Source organism: Enterobacter cloacae complex sp. 394I7 (assembly GCF_057320345.1).
This window is the reverse complement of record NZ_JBXWCR010000001.1, coordinates 1,694,485-1,711,811: the sequence shown is the minus strand read 5'-3', so window position 1 is coordinate 1,711,811 and position 17,327 is coordinate 1,694,485. Positions and strand designations below refer to the sequence as shown.

The 17,327-nt window shown below is 55.4% G+C and carries 17 protein-coding genes and 1 pseudogene; 10 read left to right on the top strand and 8 right to left on the bottom strand.

Translation table 11 applies throughout. From position 1 onward, the window contains the following. The first annotated feature begins 170 nt into the window (after positions 1-170). Positions 171-380, top strand: a complete 210-nt coding sequence (locus AC2FAP_RS08330; RefSeq protein ID WP_071605456.1) for a protein YoaL — start codon at positions 171-173, stop codon at positions 378-380. Beyond that, the gene (gene yoaE / locus AC2FAP_RS08325; protein ID WP_014170597.1) at positions 368-1,927 is read left to right on the top strand and encodes a CNNM family cation transport protein YoaE; all 1,560 of its coding nucleotides are present in this window, start codon (positions 368-370) and stop codon (positions 1,925-1,927) included. The genes AC2FAP_RS08330 and yoaE overlap by 13 nt, the downstream gene beginning before the upstream one ends. A gap of 6 nt (positions 1,928-1,933) precedes the next feature. Here yoaE and AC2FAP_RS08320 read toward each other — a convergent pair. The 4 genes and pseudogenes from AC2FAP_RS08320 to pabB all read right to left on the bottom strand — a co-directional run bounded on the left by AC2FAP_RS08320 (position 1,934) and on the right by pabB (position 7,153). After that, positions 1,934-3,531: pseudogene (locus AC2FAP_RS08320) on the bottom strand (EAL domain-containing protein). Between the two features lie 141 nt (positions 3,532-3,672). Beyond that, positions 3,673-5,037, bottom strand: a complete 1,365-nt coding sequence (gene sdaA / locus AC2FAP_RS08315) for an L-serine ammonia-lyase (RefSeq protein ID WP_020883424.1) — start codon at positions 5,035-5,037, stop codon at positions 3,673-3,675. Between the two features lie 184 nt (positions 5,038-5,221). After that, positions 5,222-5,800: a CoA pyrophosphatase gene (locus AC2FAP_RS08310; RefSeq protein ID WP_014170594.1), complete on the bottom strand. Its 579-nt coding sequence runs from the start codon at positions 5,798-5,800 to the stop codon at positions 5,222-5,224. A gap of 6 nt (positions 5,801-5,806) precedes the next feature. After that, on the bottom strand, positions 5,807-7,153 hold the full coding sequence (gene pabB, locus AC2FAP_RS08305; protein WP_449541748.1) for an aminodeoxychorismate synthase component 1: 1,347 nt from the start codon (positions 7,151-7,153) through the stop codon (positions 5,807-5,809). A gap of 61 nt (positions 7,154-7,214) precedes the next feature. Here pabB and AC2FAP_RS08300 point away from each other — a divergent pair, with 61 nt between their 5' ends. Beyond that, positions 7,215-7,397: a YoaH family protein gene (locus tag AC2FAP_RS08300; RefSeq protein WP_020883426.1), complete on the top strand. Its 183-nt coding sequence runs from the start codon at positions 7,215-7,217 to the stop codon at positions 7,395-7,397. A gap of 6 nt (positions 7,398-7,403) precedes the next feature. Here the strand turns inward: AC2FAP_RS08300 and AC2FAP_RS08295 are convergent, their stop codons facing one another. Next, positions 7,404-7,748: a RidA family protein gene (locus AC2FAP_RS08295; RefSeq protein ID WP_014170591.1), complete on the bottom strand. Its 345-nt coding sequence runs from the start codon at positions 7,746-7,748 to the stop codon at positions 7,404-7,406. A 131-nt stretch (positions 7,749-7,879) separates the two neighbouring features. Between AC2FAP_RS08295 and yoaA the strand changes: the two genes are divergently transcribed. The 5 genes from yoaA to rnd all read left to right on the top strand — a co-directional run bounded on the left by yoaA (position 7,880) and on the right by rnd (position 14,258). Next, positions 7,880-9,790, top strand: coding sequence for a DNA repair helicase YoaA (gene yoaA, locus AC2FAP_RS08290; protein WP_014170590.1), 1,911 nt, complete (start codon positions 7,880-7,882; stop codon positions 9,788-9,790). A 66-nt stretch (positions 9,791-9,856) separates the two neighbouring features. Continuing rightward, a complete protein-coding gene (gene tsaB / locus AC2FAP_RS08285) occupies positions 9,857-10,552 on the top strand; it encodes a tRNA (adenosine(37)-N6)-threonylcarbamoyltransferase complex dimerization subunit type 1 TsaB (RefSeq protein ID WP_014170589.1) in 696 nt (231 codons plus the stop codon). Between the two features lie 37 nt (positions 10,553-10,589). Continuing rightward, complete coding sequence (locus AC2FAP_RS08280; RefSeq protein WP_449541747.1) at positions 10,590-11,171, top strand: Slp family lipoprotein; 582 nt, start codon at positions 10,590-10,592, stop codon at positions 11,169-11,171. Between the two features lie 202 nt (positions 11,172-11,373). Continuing rightward, complete coding sequence (gene fadD, locus AC2FAP_RS08275) at positions 11,374-13,059, top strand: long-chain-fatty-acid--CoA ligase FadD (protein ID WP_032669980.1); 1,686 nt, start codon at positions 11,374-11,376, stop codon at positions 13,057-13,059. 83 nt (positions 13,060-13,142) lie between these two features. After that, a complete protein-coding gene (gene rnd, locus AC2FAP_RS08270) occupies positions 13,143-14,258 on the top strand; it encodes a ribonuclease D (protein ID WP_123266851.1) in 1,116 nt (371 codons plus the stop codon). 78 nt (positions 14,259-14,336) lie between these two features. Here rnd and minE read toward each other — a convergent pair whose 3' ends face one another. From minE to minC, 3 genes are read right to left on the bottom strand one after another with little or no spacing between them, the layout of a single operon-like run. Beyond that, complete coding sequence (minE, locus tag AC2FAP_RS08265; RefSeq protein WP_008500504.1) at positions 14,337-14,606, bottom strand: cell division topological specificity factor MinE; 270 nt, start codon at positions 14,604-14,606, stop codon at positions 14,337-14,339. A gap of 3 nt (positions 14,607-14,609) precedes the next feature. Continuing rightward, positions 14,610-15,422, bottom strand: coding sequence for a septum site-determining protein MinD (minD, locus tag AC2FAP_RS08260; protein WP_014170584.1), 813 nt, complete (start codon positions 15,420-15,422; stop codon positions 14,610-14,612). 23 nt (positions 15,423-15,445) lie between these two features. Next, on the bottom strand, positions 15,446-16,153 hold the full coding sequence (gene minC / locus AC2FAP_RS08255; RefSeq protein WP_020883433.1) for a septum site-determining protein MinC: 708 nt from the start codon (positions 16,151-16,153) through the stop codon (positions 15,446-15,448). A gap of 124 nt (positions 16,154-16,277) precedes the next feature. Here minC and AC2FAP_RS08250 point away from each other — a divergent pair, with 124 nt between their 5' ends. Together AC2FAP_RS08250 and AC2FAP_RS08245 are read left to right on the top strand one after the other, a co-directional pair. Then, positions 16,278-16,553, top strand: a complete 276-nt coding sequence (locus AC2FAP_RS08250; RefSeq protein ID WP_020883434.1) for a YcgL domain-containing protein — start codon at positions 16,278-16,280, stop codon at positions 16,551-16,553. Positions 16,554-16,600: 47 nt separating this feature from the next. Next, positions 16,601-17,260 (top strand): fumarylacetoacetate hydrolase family protein, encoded by a 660-nt coding sequence (locus AC2FAP_RS08245; RefSeq protein ID WP_020883435.1) that lies wholly within the window; start codon positions 16,601-16,603, stop codon positions 17,258-17,260. The last annotated feature ends 67 nt before the right edge of the window (positions 17,261-17,327 follow it).

Here is a 17,327-nt window from a genome sequence, read left to right as displayed (position 1 = left end):
TTAAAAAACTAAGACTTCCGCGAATTATTTTAGATAGTGAAAAAATAATTTATGTGATGAAGATCCGTAATTTAGCTATGGGTTACAGAATTATCTGTAAGGTAAAGCAGCTGTGTTACAGATCTTTGCAAAGGAACGTAAATCTTTGCTAAAAACGCATTGTCTCTGATATGTTTAGCCTCCGTTTAATTGTTCAGGAGTATAGGGCTACAGCCCACTATATGGACCGTCACCGACGTCAGTCATCCTCCAGGCCATTCCGCGCCTGTTTCACCGGCGATCCTCGCCACGTATCGACTCTGTCTGCCTCTGTTTTGCCCACGTTGAGTGGGGCACCGTTTGGTCATTCCGTTAGCAGGAGCGTTTCATGGAATTCTTAATGGACCCGTCAATCTGGGTGGGATTGCTCACGCTGGTCGTGCTTGAGATTGTTCTCGGCATTGATAACCTGGTGTTTATTGCCATCCTTGCGGACAAACTGCCGCCAAAACAACGTGATAAAGCGCGTTTGATCGGCCTCTCTCTGGCACTGGTCATGCGTCTGGCACTGCTGTCCGTGATTTCGTGGATGGTTACGCTGACGAAACCGCTTTTTTCCGTCATGGATTTCACCTTCTCCGGCCGTGATTTGATCATGCTGCTCGGGGGGATATTCCTGCTTTTCAAAGCGACGACAGAGCTTCACGAGCGGCTGGAAAATCGCCAGCACGATGATGGACACGGTAAAGGCTATGCCAGCTTTTGGGTCGTGGTACTGCAGATCGTGGTGCTTGATGCGGTCTTCTCACTGGATGCGGTGATCACGGCTGTCGGCATGGTGAACCATCTCCCGGTGATGATGGCTGCGGTGGTTATCGCGATGGCGGTGATGCTGCTGGCATCTAAGCCACTGACGCGCTTTGTGAATCAGCATCCGACGGTCGTGGTGCTCTGCCTTAGCTTCCTGCTGATGATTGGTCTGAGCCTGGTGGCGGAAGGTTTTGGCTTCCATATACCAAAAGGCTACCTGTACGCAGCCATTGGCTTCTCGATCCTCATCGAGCTGTTTAACCAGATTGCACGACATAACTTTATCAAGCAGCAGTCTACCCAGCCGCTGCGTGCGCGTACGGCTGATGCGATTCTGCGTCTGATGGGCGGTCGCCGTCAGGTCAACGTGCAGAATGACAATGAAAGCCGTAACCCGGTTCCCGTCCCGGAAGGGGCATTTGTGGAAGAAGAGCGCTATATGATTAACGGCGTGCTCTCCCTGGCCTCCCGCTCGCTGCGCGGCATCATGACCCCGCGCGGTGAAATCAGCTGGGTCGATTCCCGCCTGAGCGTTGATGAGATTCGCCAGCAGTTGCTCTCTTCACCGCATAGCCTGTTCCCGGTATGCCGGGGTGAACTGGACGAGATCATCGGCGTGGTGCGTGCGAAAGAGATGCTGGTGGCGCTGGAAGAGGGGATTAACGTCGAAGCTGTCGCCGCCGCATCACCGGCGATTGTGGTGCCGGAAACGCTGGATCCTATCAACCTGCTTGGCGTCCTGCGCCGCGCACGCGGTAGCTTTGTTATCGTCACCAATGAATTTGGTGTGGTGCAGGGGCTGGTGACGCCGCTCGACGTGCTTGAAGCCATTGCCGGTGAATTCCCGGATGCGGATGAAACCCCGGAAATTGTCTCCGACGGTGACGGCTGGCTGGTGAAAGGCACCACCGATCTGCACGCGCTACAGCACACGCTGGGTCTGGAAAACATCATCAACGATGAAGAGGACATTGCGACCGTGGCTGGGCTGGTTATTGCCGTTAACGGACAAATCCCGCGGACCGGCGATATCATTGAACTGCCTCCGCTGCAGATCACGATAATCGAAGCGAATGACTATCGCGTCGATATGGTGCGCATTGTTAAAGAGCAGTCGGCCCACGACGAAGAAGAGTAACTGAGCCTAGCGTAACGGCATCAGCGGAACGATATGCCCGTTACGCGGTGCTGGCGGAGACGAACTCTCCGCCAGCCATTGCGGAAATTCCCTCAGCGGCATAGGCTGCGCAAACAAAAATCCCTGCAGTACCTCTACCCCGTGATGACGCAAATACCGCGCCTGCTCGGGCGTTTCTACCCCTTCAGCCACCAGCTCAATGCTAAGCCGTTGTCCGAGCGCAATGATGATGTCCGTCACCGTGGAGTTCACGGCATCAGTGCCGATAGCGCTGGTAAAAGACTTATCAATTTTCAGCACGTCCGGATGCACTTTTCCAGCCACGAGAGTGAGCTATTGCCGGTGCCAAAATCATCAATGGCCAGCTTCACGCCCTGACGGTGTAACTCTCTTACAATGCGATAATCCACGTCCTGCAGCGCGTCACGCTCCGTCAGCTCCACAATCAGCTGCTGGGTGGGATGCGCACTGAACCAGTAGCGGTTCAGGTCCTGAATGAGCGTTCCATGTCGGAAATGGCTGGCGGCGGCGTTGATGCCAATGTGGAAGCCGGGCGTTGCCGGAAAATAGCCAATCTGACTCACCGTCTCGTTAATGACGTAACGTGTGAGGGGGATAATCAGGTTGTGCTCTTCGGCGAGCGGAATAAAAACGTCCGGGGAGATCCATCCCTGACGGGGGTTGTTCCAGCGCAGCAGGATCTCCACCCCCACGCATTTCTGCGTGCGGGCATTCAGCAGCGGCTGGCAAAACAGCTCGAATTCACGCGCGGCCAGGCCAAGGTTAATTTCCCAGGTAAAGCTCATGCGGTTCGCGGTCGCAAGCCAGGCGACGTAACCCATCAGCAGACTGAGCATCAGCGCCAGCGGCAGCTGAGAGGGCAAATATATCAACGCCAGCTCGCTGGCTCCCGGGCCACTGACGGTTATGGTGAACGGGAAATGGCTGGATTGCTGGCGCAGAACCCTCTCATCATCGTTTATTGTCAGCGAGTCGGAGACATTTTCACCGTAGCGCAGGTATTTATCCCCTACGGTCAGGGCCACGTCGGTAATAAGCGGGCGCTGTGGCTCCAGCATCAGGCGAGTGATGAGATCGATATTCACAATCTGCATCACACCATCTTCTCCGCTATCAGAAACCGGATACCACTGGATCAGGATCGGGCTTCCCTTAAGCAAGGATTTGTCGGTGGAGAGCACCAGCTTTGTTTCGGCGGAGGGCAGGGCAGGCTGAATCTCTCGCAACGGGACGTCGCGATTGCCGAAAATACTTGAACAGTAAAGGATACCGTCTTTGACCAGTGCAATTGAGCGCACCGTTTGCAGTGAGGCCGCCTGTTTTCGTAACACTAAATGCGCCTGAGAGCAGGGCGCTCCGACCAGTGCCAGCAGCGGACTGCGCCCTTTTTCCAGCGGCAATAAGACGTTATCCAGCACGTTGACGGAGTGCGCCGCAAAGTTCAGGGTGTTTTGCTGATTTACGTTACGCTGTGAAATAAAGCGTATACCCAGCGTAATGATGAGCGTAAGAAGCGCAACCATCACGCAGACGATGACGCGTTTTCGGCGATACTTTTTTATGATCCTCTGTGCTGTTTGCATGGGAGGCCGCCCAATACGCCTTCAGCACCAAAAGCCGAGGCAACACAGCAAGTGTAGTGGGGAAATATTAAGTCGACGAGAAAGGGATAAAAATTCGCCCATCCGTGGAAGATGGGCGAGAGAGGCGTTGAGGCGAAACGGTTAGTCGCACTGTACCTTTATCGCCAGACCGCCGCGGGAGGTCTCACGATATTTGGCGTTCATGTCTTTACCGGTTTCGTACATGGTCTCGATAACCTTGTCCAGCGAAACGCGTGGCTCGCTGGTACGGCGCATGGCCATACGCGTGGCGTTGATCGCTTTTACCGACGCGATAGCGTTACGTTCAATGCACGGTACCTGCACCTGACCCGCAACCGGATCACAGGTGAGACCGAGGTTATGTTCCATACCGATTTCAGCCGCCACACAGACCTGCTCCGGGCTGGCACCCAGCAGCTCTGCAAGACCGGCCGCGGCCATAGAACAGGCCACGCCCACTTCACCCTGACAGCCCACTTCAGCGCCAGAGATAGACGCATTCATCTTGTACAGCGCACCAATCGCCCCTGCTGCCAGGAAGTAGCGAATGTAGATATCAGGCGTTACGGGTTCAATAAAGTGATCGTAGTAGGCCAGTACCGCCGGAACGATACCGCACGCGCCGTTCGTTGGTGCAGTCACCACCCGGCCACCCGCGGCGTTTTCTTCGTTCACCGCCAGCGCAAACATGTTCACCCAGTCGACCACGTTCATCGGGTCGTTAGAGAATTTGTCTGTGGTGACCAGCATACGGCGCAGCGCAGAGGCGCGACGCGGTACGCGCAGTGGCCCAGGCAGTACGCCTTCGGTGTTCATGCCGCGATCGATACAGGCCTGCATGGTTTGCCACACGTTCGCAAAATAGTCTTCAATCTCTTTTTTGCTGTGCAGCGCCAGTTCGTTCTGCATCACCATGCCGGAAAGTGACAGACCGGTTTCATGGCAGTAGTCCAGCATCTCTTTGGCGGACTTGAACGGGTAAGGTACGTTCACATCGCCCGTTGTATCTTTGCCAAAGTGTTCCTCATCAACGATAAAACCACCGCCAATGGAGTAATAGGTTTTGCTGTAGATCACTTTGTCGCCGTTAAAGGCGTGGATCTGCATACCGTTTTCATGCAGGGAGAGGTTATCGCTACGAAAACGCATGCCGTCATCATGCGGGAAATCCACTTCATGTTGACCGTTTGCCAGCAGCAGGCGGCCGCGCGTTTCCACGTCGCGGATAAATGCCGGAATGGCATCAATATCTACGGTATCCGGCATATTGCCCGCCAGACCCATAATAATGGCGATATCGGTGTGGTGGCCTTTACCCGTTAATGACAGTGAGCCGTAAACATCCACGGCGACACGGGTAACGCTTTCCAGTAATCCTTTTTCGACCAGATCATCGACGAACTGTTTACCGGCCTTCATCGGGCCAACAGTATGGGAAGACGAAGGGCCAATTCCCACTTTGAACATGTCGAATATACTAATCACTTTCACACTCCTGACAGGGTTACCGGGGTTCCAGTAACGATGTTATAACTGCGCATAGTGTAAGAGGGAAGACCAACCTCGGCTTAACTATTCACATGAATTAAACTAATGGTTAACGATGGTTTTGCTAATAGCGCGACGCCGATCGCAAACCTGGCAGAAGAGGGTGGAATGTAAAGTATAGTCAAGGTTTCAGGCCGATTTGCAGCGCCAGTTCACGAATGATGCCCGCCGTCATGCCCCAGACAAAATAATGCTGATACCAGGACAACCACACCCGGTGCGCATGACCCCGACGCTGGATATCCAGCGGATGATAACGCCCGAGCCGAAGAGCCTCTTCCAGCGGCATCTCAAACACCGCAGACACTTCATCGACGCTGGCGTGATATTGCAGATCCGGCGGGATAATGCCGACCACCGGTGTGACCTGAAAACCGGTCACGCTGTCGACCGGCGGCAGCACGCCAATGATCTCAACCGCTTCAGGCGGAATGGCGACCTCTTCCTGGGCTTCGCGCAGCGCGGCAGCAATCAGCGAGGCGTCAGAACTGTCCACGGCGCCGCCCGGAAAGGCGACCTGACCGGCGTGCTTACGTAAATGTGGCGAACGCTGGGTGAGCAGCAGACCCGGCTGCTCACGACGGACCACCGGGATCAACACCGCTGCCTGACGTTGATTGAGGGCTTCGCGGCTCACGTTGGGCCGCAAAAGCTGAAAGCGCGACAGAAAATCATCCAGCGTCAGGTTCTCTTTTTCCACCCGTCATTACTCCAGTTGTTTCAGGATACGGTTAACTTTATCAAAGGTTTCCTGATATTCCGCATCGACCTGGCTATCCGCAACAATTCCGCCCCCTGCGGAACAGTACAGATTCCCGTTACAGGCGGTCAGCGTTCGAATGGTGATGCTGGTATCCAGCGTACCGCAGAGACTGATATAGCCAATGCTGCCGCACCAGGAGTTTCGACGATGCGGTTCCAGCTCATCGATTATTTCCATTGCCCGCACTTTAGGCGCGCCGGTTATCGAGCCCCCCGGGAACGCGGCGCGAAGCAGATCGCAGGCCGTGCGCGAGGCGGGCAGTTGCGCGGTAATGGTGCTGACCAGGTGATGTACCGCGGGGAACGGCTCGACGATAAACAGTTCAGGGACACGCACGCTTCCCGGTACAGCGACCCGGCCAATGTCGTTACGCATGAGGTCGACAATCATCAGGTTTTCAGCGCGATCTTTTAACGAGGCCGCCAGTTTTTCCGCCTGCTGGCGGTCGGCAACAGGATCGGCCAGCCGGGGAAGCGTGCCTTTGATCGGTCGCGTCTGAATAGTGCCATCGGCAAGATGAATAAAACGCTCGGGCGAGAGGCTCAGGATAGCGCCCTGTTCCAGGCGCAGAAATGCACTGAACGGTGCCCGGTTACTGGCGTTGAGGCGGGTAAATGCCTGCCACTCATCGCCTTCACAGGTTGCCTGAAAACGCTGGGCAAGGTTGACCTGATAGCAATCACCACTCTGCAGATAGCCCTGAACCCGCTCAAACTTCGCGGCGTACTCCCGCGCGGTCATGTTGGCGCGCCACGCAGAGGTCAGGTGGAAATCCGCTGTCGCGACGGGGACCTGTGCCTCAAGCCAGGCAAGCCGGGCGGACACATCCTGATGGCTGAGCAGAGAAACCGCCTGCTTGTGGTGATCGACGATTATTGCCCAGTCGTAAAGCCCCACCGCCATATCCGGCAGCGGAATGTCGTCCTGTGCAGTCTCCGGCAAGGTTTCGAAGCGGCGACCTAAATCATAGCCGAACAAGCCCAGCGCACCTCCCTGGAAGGGAAGGTCGGGATTTTGCGGGACGGTTAAGTCCAGCGCGTCCAGCGCCTGCTGAAGTAATGACAGCGGATCGTCCGTTGACTGCGTTTCGCCCGTCGTAGTCATATTCCCTTGTGTTATCAGGGTCTGCAGAGGGTCGGCAACCAGAATATCAAAGCGGCTATAGGGATGATCCGCATAACCGGAGTGCAGCAACATCGCAAAAGGAAGATGGCTGAGGCGGGCAAACCAGAATTCCGCGGCGTCTGAACGCCAGGGTAACGAAATGACTGTAGGGGGTAACGGGTTCATGTGTGGCATACTACCGGGCAGCGTGAAATAATTAGCGCGGATAATTTAGCAGGAGTTGACAATGTTTGCAGGTTTACCTTCTCTGAGCCATGACCAGCAGCAGAAAGCGGTTGAGCGTATTCAGGAACTGATGTCCCAGGGGATGAGCAGCGGACAGGCGATCACGCAAGTTGCTAATGAACTTCGCGCCACCCACACCGGCGAGCGGATCGTGGCGCGTTTTGAGGATGATGAAGAGGAGTAATCCGGCTTAAACCGCCGCGATAATCTTAATTTCGACTTTGTATTCCGGCTTCATCAGCGTCGCCTGTACGGTACACCGTACGGGCGCATGTCCCGCCACAACCCAGGCATCCCAGGCTTTATTCATCGCCGCAAAATCGTCTTTACTGGCAAGAAAAATGGTCGCATCCAGAATGCGTGATTTATCGCTGCCTTGCTTTTCCAGCACGGCGTCAATCTGCGCCAGCGTATTCGCCGTCTGTTCGAAGGCATCTGCGTCGAGATTTTCCGGTACACCGGTGTAGTAGAGCGTCTGGTTATGGATGACCACATCAGACCAGCGTGCTTCGGCATCAATGCGCACAATTGTCATAAACGTTTCCTCGTTATTTTCATGTCAGTCGGCAAGACTGCCATATTGTGTTCCCCTCGTCACTATTTGGGGTGGCACTGGAGAGGATGGGCTGACATAATCCCTGTGCAAAAATACAGTGAGAGAGCAACGTGGCAGACGATTTTTCCCCAGAAGGTCAGTTAGCACAGGCGATTCCCGGTTTTAAACCGCGTGAACCCCAGCGGCAGATGGCGCATGCCGTGGCCCGCGCAATCGACACCGCGCAGCCGCTGGTGGTGGAAGCCGGTACCGGCACGGGCAAAACCTATGCCTACCTGGCGCCAGCGCTGCGGGCTAAAAAGAAAGTGATCATCTCCACCGGGTCTAAAGCGCTGCAGGACCAGCTTTACAGCCGCGATCTGCCCACGGTCGCCAACGCCCTGAAGTATAAAGGCCGCCTGGCGTTGCTGAAAGGCCGCTCCAACTACCTCTGCCTTGAACGGCTTGAGCAGCAGGCGCTGGCGGGCGGTGATCTGCCGGTGCAGACGCTCAGCGATGTCATTATTCTTCGCGCCTGGGCCAATCAGACGGAGGAGGGGGATATCAGCACCTGCGCGAGCGTGCCGGAAGACTCTCCCGCCTGGCCGCTGGTCACCAGTACCAACGACAACTGCCTGGGGAGCGACTGCCCGCTGTATAAAGATTGTTTTGTGGTAAAAGCGCGTAAAACCGCCATGGACGCGGATGTCGTGGTGGTCAACCACCATCTCTTCCTTGCCGATATGGTGGTTAAAGATAGCGGCTTTGGCGAATTGATCCCGGAAGCGGACGTAATGATCTTCGATGAAGCCCACCAGCTTCCTGACATCGCCAGTCAGTATTTTGGCCAGTCGCTCTCCAGCCGCCAGCTGCAGGACTTAGCGAAAGATTTCACCATTGCCTACCGCACCGAGTTAAAAGATACCCAACAGCTGCAGAAGTGTGCTGACCGCCTGGCGCAAAGTGCGCAGGATTTTCGCCTGCAACTGGGGGAGCCGGGCTATCGCGGTAATCTGCGTGAGCTGCTGGCAGACAAAAATATCCAGCGCGCGCTGTTGCTGCTCGATGATGCCCTTGAGCTTTGTTACGACGTGGCGAAACTATCGCTCGGCCGTTCCGCACTGCTGGATGCCGCCTTTGAGCGCGCCACGCTCTATCGGGCACGCCTCAAACGGCTGAAAGAGATAAATCAGCCGGGGTTCAGCTACTGGTATGAATGCACCTCCCGCCATTTCACGCTGGCTCTGACGCCGCTGACGGTGGCGGATAAATTCAAAGAGGTGATGGCGCAAAAACCAGGAAGCTGGATCTTCACGTCGGCAACCCTTTCGGTGAATGACGATCTACACCACTTTACCGGGCGTCTGGGGATTGAGGAGGCGGAGTCGCTGCTGCTGCCCAGCCCGTTTGATTATGAAAAACAGGCCTTGCTCTGCGTTCCGCGTAATCTGCCTCTGCCTAACCAGCCCGGCGCGGCGCGCCTGCTGGCGGCAATGCTCAGGCCGATGATCGAGGCCAACAACGGCCGCTGTTTTATGCTCTGCACCTCCCACGCGATGATGCGCGATCTGGCGGAGCAGTTCCGCGCCACCATGACTTTGCCGGTTCTGCTTCAGGGTGAGACCAGCAAAGGGCAACTGTTACAGCAGTTTGTCAGTGCCGGTAACGCCCTGCTGGTAGCCACCAGCAGCTTCTGGGAAGGGGTGGACGTGCGGGGAGATACCCTGTCGCTGGTGATCATCGATAAACTGCCGTTTACCTCACCGGACGATCCGCTGCTGAAGGCACGTATGGAAGACTGCCGTTTGCGCGGCGGCGATCCTTTTGATGAGGTCCAGCTACCGGACGCGGTGATCACCCTTAAACAAGGGGTAGGGCGCCTGATTCGCGACACAGACGACCGCGGCGTGCTGGTCATATGCGATAACCGGCTGGTGATGCGCCCTTACGGTGCGACCTTCCTTGCCAGCTTGCCGCCCGCGCCGCGCACGCGGGACATTAAACGCGCGGTTCGCTTCCTGGCAAACCCAACGGCGGAGTAATTTGCCCGTGAGTATGCTAAGATGCGCGCCATTTTGTGACTGACCATTGCGAGAGCGCGACGACTGATGCGAATTCTGGCTATTGATACCGCGACAGAGGCCTGTTCTGTTGCTCTGTTGAACGACGGTGCTATCTCTGCTCATTTCGAAGAGTGCCCACGAGAACACACCCAACGCATTCTGCCTCTGGTTAAAGAGATTTTAACCCGGGGCAACACCACCTTAACCGACCTCGACGCACTGGCCTTTGGCCGTGGCCCCGGCAGCTTTACGGGCGTACGCATTGGAATTGGCATTGCGCAGGGGCTGGCGCTGGGCGCAGAACTGCCGATGATCGGTGTTTCCACGCTGGCAACCATGGCGCAGGGCGCATGGCGTATGACCGGGGCAACGCGCGTTCTGGCGGCCATTGACGCCCGAATGGGAGAAGTTTACTGGGCAGAATACACCCGCGATGAAAATGGCATCTGGCACGGTGAAGAGACCGAGGCTGTCCTCAAGCCGGAAGCGGTGACCGAGCGGCTGAAACAGCTGTCCGGCGAGTGGGCGACAGTAGGCACCGGCTGGCCGGCATGGCCAGAGATGGCTAACGGCACCGGGATCACGCTGACAGACGGCAACATGCTTCTGCCCGCCGCAGAGGATATGCTTCCCATCGCCTGTCAACTGCTTGAGGCGGGCAAAACCGTGGCCGTTGAACATGCGGAGCCGGTTTATTTGCGAAACACCGTCGCGTGGAAGAAACTTCCAGGCCGGGAATGAATCTCAGTAACAGGAACTGAGAAAAAGGAGTCGCATCATGGCGGTTCAGACTAACGTTGTACGCCTTTTTATGGCAGGCGCAGTGGCCATAGCACTGAGCGGATGCGTTTCCGTTCCTGATGCGATTAAGGGCAGCAGCCCCACGCCACAGCAGGATCTGGTTCGCGTGATGAATGCGCCTGAGCTTTACGTCGGCCAGGAAGCGCGCTTTGGCGGCAAGGTTATCGAGGTGCAAAACCAGCAGGGGAAAACCCGTCTGGAGATTGCCACCGTTCCGCTGGATAGCGGTGCGCGGCCGATCCTTGGCGAACCTTCCCGCGGGCGTATTTATGCCGACGTTGGCGGTTTTCTCGACCCGGTCGATTTTCGCGGACAGCTGGTCACCGTCGTCGGCCCGATTACCGGTTCGGTAGAGGGCAAAGTCGGCAACACGCCGTATAAATTTATGACCATGCAGGTCAACGGGTATAAGCGCTGGCGGCTGACACAGCAGGTCATCATGCCACCTCAGCCGATGGATCCGTGGATGTGGGGTCCACATCCTTATCGGTATGGCTACCCGGGCTGGGGCTGGTATAACCAGGGGCCTGCACAGGTTCAGACAATCGTTACTGAGTAACTCCCTGTAATTGTTAGAAAAGAGACAGCGGCTCAGCCGCTGTCTCTGTTTTTTACGAATAAAACGAAAAAAAAGAGTGACGCGCTTCGCAACCTTAAATCTGAACAATTAATAAACTGGTACGCTGAGTTAATATAATGTTAACAAACTGTTTATTATCGGGGTTGTGATGACGACGAACACTCATTTCAGAGGTGATGCATTGAAGAAGGTTTGGCTTAACCGTTATCCCGCAGATGTTCCTGCCGAGATCAATCCTGACCGTTATCAATCCCTGGTTGAATTGTTTGAACACTCGGTGAGGCGTTACGCAGACCAGCCTGCTTTTGTGAATATGGGCGAGGTCATGACGTTCCGTAAACTTGAGGAGCGTAGTCGGGCGTTCGCCGCCTATCTGCAGGAAGGGCTGGGGCTGCAAAAAGGGGACCGCGTCGCGCTGATGATGCCGAACCTGCTGCAATACCCGGTGGCACTGTTCGGTGTCCTGCGTGCCGGGATGATTGTTGTCAACGTTAACCCACTGTATACGCCGCGGGAACTGGAGCATCAGCTCAACGACAGCGGTGCCGCCGCCATTGTGATTGTCTCTAACTTTGCCCACACGCTGGAAAAAGTGGTCGACAAAACCCAGGTTAAACACGTTATCCTGACGCGTATGGGGGATCAACTCTCTACCGCCAAAGGGACACTGGTTAACTTTGTCGTCAAATACATCAAACGTCTGGTGCCGAAATACCACCTGCCGGACGCGATCTCCTTCCGCAGTGCGCTGCAGGCGGGCTACCGCATGCAATACGTTAAACCGGAAGTGGTATCAGAAGACCTCGCGTTTCTGCAGTACACCGGCGGCACAACGGGTGTGGCTAAAGGCGCCATGCTGACACACCGTAACATGCTGGCAAACCTTGAGCAGGTGAATGCCACCTACGGACCGTTGCTGCACCACGGAAAAGAGCTGGTGATCACCGCGCTTCCGCTTTATCACATCTTCGCGCTGACCATGAACTGTCTGCTGTTTATTGAGCTGGGCGGTCAAAACGTATTGATCACGAACCCGCGAGATATTCCGGGGCTGGTGAAAGAGCTGGCGAAATATCCGTTCACCGCCATGACCGGGGTGAATACGTTGTTTAACGCGCTGCTCAACAACAAAGAGTTCCAGAAGCTCGATTTCTCCACGCTGCACCTCTCTGCGGGTGGCGGTATGCCGGTTCAACAGGCCGTTGCCGAACGCTGGATGAAACTGACGGGTCAGTATTTACTGGAAGGCTATGGCCTGACGGAGTGCGCCCCGCTGGTCAGTGTGAATCCGCACGATATCGACTATCACAGCGGAAGCATTGGCCTGCCGGTTCCATCGACCGAAGCCAAACTGGTTGATGATGACGATAACGAAGTGGCGCCAGGTGAACCGGGCGAACTCTGTGTCAAAGGGCCGCAGGTGATGCTGGGCTACTGGCAACGTCCCGATGCGACCGATGAAATTATCAAAGACGGCTGGCTGCACACCGGTGATATCGCCGTGATGGATGAAGAGGGCTTCCTGCGTATCGTCGATCGTAAGAAAGACATGATCCTGGTTTCCGGTTTCAACGTCTACCCGAATGAAATCGAAGATGTGGTGATGCAGCACAGCGGCGTGCTCGAAGTGGCTGCCGTAGGCGTCCCTTCCGGGAGCAGCGGCGAGGCGGTGAAGATTTTTGTGGTCAAAAAAGATCCTTCTCTTACGGAGGAGGCGCTGATCACCTTCTGTCGTCGTCAGCTGACCGGCTACAAGGTGCCGAAGCTGGTTGAGTTTCGCGAGGAACTGCCGAAATCGAATGTCGGAAAGATATTACGACGAGAATTACGTGACGAAGCCCGTGGCAAAGTAGACAATAAGGCCTGAGCTTCACGCTAATCGCCCAGACGCCGGTTAAGCCGGCGTTTTTTATGGGCGCAAACAAAAGAGAATCCGTTTTGAATTACCAGATGATCACGACCAACGACGAGCTGGCTTCGCTGTGCGAAGTGACGCGCGACTTTCCTGCCATTGCCCTGGATACCGAGTTTGTCCGTACCCGGACCTACTATCCGCAGCTGGGGTTGATTCAGATGTACGACGGTAAACACGTGTCGCTGATCGACCCGCTCGGCATTACCGACTGGACGCCGATGCGTGACCTGCTGCTCGATACTGCGGTAACGAAATACCTGCACGCAGGCAGTGAAGATCTGGAAGTCTTTTTGAATACTTTTGGCGTCATGCCACAACCGTTGATTGATACGCAGATCCTCGCGGCCTTCAGTAATCGACCGCTCTCATGGGGCTTTGCCGCCATGGTTGAGGAGTATACGGGCCTGACGCTGGATAAAAGCGAATCCCGCACCGACTGGCTGGCACGCCCATTAACCGAGCGTCAACTGGAATACGCGGCGGCAGACGTGTTTTACCTCCTGCCGATTGCCGGCCAGCTGATGAAAGAGGCGGAAGCGTCAGGCTGGTTGCCCGCCGCGCTGGATGAGTGCCGAATGACGCAGCAGCGTCGTCAGGAAGTGGTTGATCCGAAAGAGGCCTGGCGCGATATCAGTAACGCCTGGCAGCTGCGTACGCGTCAGCTGGCGTGTCTGCAGCTGTTAGCGGACTGGCGTTTGCGTAAAGCACGCGAGCGCGATCTGGCCGTTAACTTTGTGGTACGCGAAGAACACCTCTGGGCGGTCGCGCGGTATATGCCGGGCAGCATGGGCGAACTGGACAGCATCGGGCTTTCCGGCAGCGAGATCCGTTTCCACGGTAAAACCCTGCTTGCGCTGGTGGCAAAAGCGCAGGAAATGCCGGACGAAGCACTGCCGGAGCCACTGCTAAATCTGATGGATATGCCGGGCTATCGCAAGGCGTTCAAGGATATCAAAGCGCTGGTGCAGGACGTCGCGACGCAAAGCAAACTGGGCGCGGAACTGCTGGCGTCACGCCGTCAGATTAACCAGCTGCTGAACTGGCACTGGAAGCTGAAACCTCAGAATGGTTTGCCGGAAATGATGGCGGGCTGGCGCGGGGAATTGATGGCCGATCGCCTGAATACTGTGCTGGAAGGTTATCCGCGATAATGAAAATGCCGGGTCATGCTGACATGCCCGGCACATTTCCCCGGCGGCATACGCTTACCGGGGATACACAATCCCGAACTACGGACGTGACTCTTCGGCTTCCGGGAGCGTAACGTTCAGCTCCAGAATCGAAATATCCCCGTCTTTTTGCTCCAGCTGCACCGTGACCATCTCCGGGTCAATCTGCACATACTTACAGATCACTTCCAGGATGTCCTTACGCAGCTGCGGCAGGTAGTGTGGCTCGGCGTCACTACGACGACGCTCCGCAACGATGATTTGCAGTCGTTCTTTTGCGATGTTGGCGGTGTTCTTTTTCCGCGAGAGAAAAAAGTCCAGTAATGCCATAACTTATCCTCCGAACAGGCGTTTGAGGAAACCTTTCTTCTCTTCTTCAATGAAGCGGAAAGGACGTTCTTCTCCCAGCAGACGGTCAACGGTATCCGCGTACGCTTTACCTGCATCTGCCATTGTATCCAGGATCACTGGCTCGCCCTGGTTAGAGGCGCGCAATACGGATTGATCTTCCGGGATCACGCCGACCAGTTTGATGCGCAGGATCTCCAGCACGTCTTCCATGCTAAGCATGTCACCTTTGTTCACGCGACCCGGGTTATAGCGGGTCAGCAGCAGGTGCTCTTTAATGGGTTCTTCGCCATTTTCCGCACGACGCGATTTGGAGGCGAGGATCCCCAGAATACGGTCCGAGTCACGCACGGATGAGACTTCAGGGTTGGTGGTGATGATGGCTTCATCAGCGAAGTAGAGTGCCATCAGGGCGCCCGTTTCGATGCCGGCAGGGGAGTCACAGACAACGAAGTCAAACTCCATTTTTTTCAGCTCGTCGAGCACCTTTTCCACGCCTTCGCGGGTCAGGGCGTCTTTATCACGCGTCTGAGAAGCCGGAAGGATGTAGAGGTTTTCGGTGCGCTTGTCTTTAATCAGCGCCTGGTTCAGTGTGGCGTCGCCCTGAATGACGTTCACGAAGTCATAGACCACGCGACGTTCACATCCCATGATCAGGTCGAGGTTACGCAGACCGATATCGAAATCGATAACGACGGTTTTCTTTCCCTTCTGGGCCAAACCAGTAGCGATGGCCGCGCTGGAGGTGGTCTTGCCAACGCCTCCTTTACCCGAAGTAACAACAATAATGCGTGCCATAGAAATTCCTTGTTAAAAAGGGATCAATTCAACGGTTGAACGGTCAACGCGTCGTCTGCCAGTCGCAGACGAGCCGCTTTGCCATAAAATTCGGCTGGGATCTTGTCGCTCAGCCAATATTCACCTGCGATGGACACCAGTTCCGCCGTCAGATGAGTACAAAATATTTGCGCATCCCTGTCACCACTTGCACCCGCGAGCGCACGCCCACGCATCATACCGTATACGTGAATATTGCCATCTGCAATCAGCTCTGCGCCAGCGCTGACGTGGCTTGTAACAATCAGATCACAGTTTGGTGCATAAATGCGCTGACCGGAACGAACCGGCACATCAATCAATCGCGTTTTTGTGACAGGTGTAACGTTTTGCACCGGAGGAGGGGGCGTTTGGACTGCCGCAGGGGCAGGACGCGCGGCTTTTTCTTTGCCTTCGGTCAGAATGGGCAGACCCGCACGGTCAATTTCTGCTTTCAGCTCAGCATCTTTGCAGCCGCTGATACCGACGATACGCAGCCCGGTCGCGGCCACGGCTTGCTGGAGAAGTTTCCAGTTAACCGGTGCATCCAGACCACTGACATTCACGACGACGGGGGCATGTTTCAGAAAAGCGGGAGCCTGCGCAATTTTGTCTTCTAACGCCTGACGAATAACCTCGGGTTTTGCATCATGCAAATGTACCACTGATAAGGTGAAGCTACTGCCTTTAAGCTCGATTGGCGTGTTTGACATCCTGGCCTTACTCAATTTGCTATTAACCGCAACACCGCCGTTGCGATATTCCGAAGAGTATCAGGCATGTTATAGTCAGGAGTATATTGAGGCAAGCAACCACCCATTAATTCAGAGTAAAAACATGTTTTGTGTGATCTACAGAAGTACAAGTCGTGACCAGACCTATCTTTATGTCGAAAAGAAAGACGATTTTTCGCGCGTACCTGAAGAATTAATGAAGAATTTTGGCCGACCTCAGCTGGCGATGCTGCTGCCGCTGGATGGCCGTAAGAAACTGGTCAACGCCGATCTGGAAAAAGTGAAAACCGCATTAGCGGAGCAAGGCTATTATTTACAACTCCCGCCACCACCCGAGAATTTATTAAAACAGCATCTTGAGGTGAACGGGAAAAAATAGTCCCGGCTGTTTTCGGGGTTAACACATCAACCGTTTAGGGGTCGTACATGTATCAACATCATAACTGGCAAGGTGCATTACTGGATTATCCCGTCAGCAAAGTGGTCTGCGTAGGCAGTAACTATGCCAAACATATTCAGGAGATGGGCAGCGCGACGCCAGACGAGCCGGTCCTGTTCATCAAGCCAGAAACCGCGCTGTGCGACATTCGCCAGCCGCTGGCGCTGCCGCAGGGGTTGGGGTCGGTGCATCATGAAGTGGAGCTGGCCGTGCTGATTGGCGCGACGCTGCGTCAGGCCTCCGAAGAGCATGTGCAAAAGGCGATTGCCGGATACGGTGTCGCGCTCGACCTGACCCTGCGTGATGTTCAGGGCAAAATGAAGAAAGCGGGGCAGCCGTGGGAAAAGGCCAAAGGGTTTGATAACGCTTGCCCGATCTCCGGTTTTATTCCGGTAAGTGAATTTACCGACGATCCGCAGAACACCCCGCTCAGCCTGAAGGTTAACGGCGAGATCCGCCAGCAGGGCACCACGGCAGATATGATCCATAAAATTGTGCCGCTGATTGCCTACATGAGCCGCTTCTTTACCCTGAAACCGGGCGATGTGATCCTCACCGGTACGCCAGAAGGTGTCGGCCCGCTGCAGGCCGGTGACGAACTGGACGTCAGTTTTAACGGCCTGTCACTGAAAACTCGCGTGCTGTAAAAGCATCTTGCCGCCTGAAGAGGGCGGCAAAACTTGCAACAACGTGCCAGACTCGTTATAAGGTGCG

What these genes read in the sequence shown, in the direction of transcription:
- AC2FAP_RS08330 (WP_071605456.1), top strand. Translation starts at nt 171, where the DNA reads ATGTTTAGCCTCCGTTTAATTGTTCAGGAGTATAGGGCTACAGCCCAC.
- yoaE (WP_014170597.1), top strand. Translation starts at nt 368, where the DNA reads ATGGAATTCTTAATGGACCCGTCAATCTGGGTGGGATTGCTCACGCTG.
- pabB (WP_449541748.1), bottom strand. Translation starts at nt 7,153, where the DNA reads ATGAACCCGTTACCCCCTACAGTCATTTCGTTACCCTGGCGTTCAGAC.
- AC2FAP_RS08300 (WP_020883426.1), top strand. Translation starts at nt 7,215, where the DNA reads ATGTTTGCAGGTTTACCTTCTCTGAGCCATGACCAGCAGCAGAAAGCG.
- AC2FAP_RS08295 (WP_014170591.1), bottom strand. Translation starts at nt 7,748, where the DNA reads ATGACAATTGTGCGCATTGATGCCGAAGCACGCTGGTCTGATGTGGTC.
- tsaB (WP_014170589.1), top strand. Translation starts at nt 9,857, where the DNA reads ATGCGAATTCTGGCTATTGATACCGCGACAGAGGCCTGTTCTGTTGCT.
- AC2FAP_RS08280 (WP_449541747.1), top strand. Translation starts at nt 10,590, where the DNA reads ATGGCGGTTCAGACTAACGTTGTACGCCTTTTTATGGCAGGCGCAGTG.
- rnd (WP_123266851.1), top strand. Translation starts at nt 13,143, where the DNA reads ATGATCACGACCAACGACGAGCTGGCTTCGCTGTGCGAAGTGACGCGC.
- minE (WP_008500504.1), bottom strand. Translation starts at nt 14,606, where the DNA reads ATGGCATTACTGGACTTTTTTCTCTCGCGGAAAAAGAACACCGCCAAC.
- minD (WP_014170584.1), bottom strand. Translation starts at nt 15,422, where the DNA reads ATGGCACGCATTATTGTTGTTACTTCGGGTAAAGGAGGCGTTGGCAAG.
- minC (WP_020883433.1), bottom strand. Translation starts at nt 16,153, where the DNA reads ATGTCAAACACGCCAATCGAGCTTAAAGGCAGTAGCTTCACCTTATCA.
- AC2FAP_RS08250 (WP_020883434.1), top strand. Translation starts at nt 16,278, where the DNA reads ATGTTTTGTGTGATCTACAGAAGTACAAGTCGTGACCAGACCTATCTT.
- AC2FAP_RS08245 (WP_020883435.1), top strand. Translation starts at nt 16,601, where the DNA reads ATGTATCAACATCATAACTGGCAAGGTGCATTACTGGATTATCCCGTC.